This is a genomic window from Mesorhizobium sp. M7A.F.Ca.CA.002.05.1.1 (genome assembly GCF_003998335.1).
Classification (GTDB): Bacteria; Pseudomonadota; Alphaproteobacteria; order Rhizobiales; family Rhizobiaceae; genus Mesorhizobium.
In genome coordinates this window covers 1-972 of sequence record NZ_RZQI01001384.1, presented here as the reverse complement: position 1 = coordinate 972, position 972 = coordinate 1, and the positions used below count along the sequence as shown (strand labels likewise).

Annotated in this window: 1 protein-coding gene and 1 pseudogene; both read right to left on the bottom strand. The window is 64.3% G+C overall.

What is annotated here, in order from left to right; genetic code table 11:
* Positions 1 to 140 (bottom strand): annotated as a pseudogene (locus tag EN939_RS39580) (thiol-disulfide oxidoreductase); the annotation flags it as partial.
* A partial coding sequence (locus tag EN939_RS35760; protein ID WP_164751584.1) for a DMT family transporter occupies positions 141 to 972 on the bottom strand: 832 nt, incomplete at its 5' end.

The following is a 972-nucleotide window of genomic DNA, read 5'->3' as shown; positions in this document are numbered from 1 at the left end:
CCGGTAAGCGCTGCCGGTTCAAGATTGATGTCTCGGAACTCGATCCGCCCGGCCTTGACCGCCTCGATCAGCCGCCGCTTCTGCCTGCCGATACCGGCATCGCAGACCGGGCAGCGAGTGTTGTACCAGACGGTCAGCATTTATCCGTGGCCATGCCTGTGGTGCAGGTCGGGATAATGTGGATGCCGGTGGCGCATCGGCGCATGCCGGTGCCAGTGCGAATGCGGCTCACTCACCGGCCCGTCATGATGGTGCTGGTGGTGCTCATCATGCACATGGCTGTGCTCGTGCTCCAATTCCTCATGATCGTGCTCGTGCTCATGGCGTTCCGACAGATGCAGCCACAGGCCAACGCCCATCAGAACTCCGGCGGCCGCCAGCTTGAGCGTGACGGCGTCACCCAGGATGGCGATTGCCAGCAACGCGCCGATGAAGGGAGCGAGCGAGTAATAGGCCCCTGTCCGCGCGGTGCCCAGATGACGCAGCGCCACGATGAACATCACCAGGCTGACCCCGATGCCGAAGAAACCGACTGCGGCGGTCGCTGCAATAACCGACGCCGGGGGAAACAAGGCCCCGCCGGCAAGCGCCAGCCCGACATTGACGACACCCGCCACCAGCCCTTTGAGCATGGCGATCACCACCGGGTCGGTGGCGGAGATCCTGCGCGTGAAATTGTTGTCGATCCCCCAGGCCAGACAAGCCCCTGCCACCATCAGGGCGCCACGGTTGAAGGCGACGCCCTCACCTTGCCACGACAGAAGAATGGCACCCGCCAGAATGGCGAAAGCGCCAAAAAGCAGGCGCCGGTCGACATTCTCGCGATAGACGAGCCAGGCGATCGCCATCGTCGCCAGCCCTTCCAGGTTGAGCAGCAGCGCCGAACTGGACGCCGTGTTGAGGGTCAAGCCGAACATCAGCAGCACCGGCGCGATAACGCCGCCCATGCCGATCGCCAGCGCCAGCCAGGGA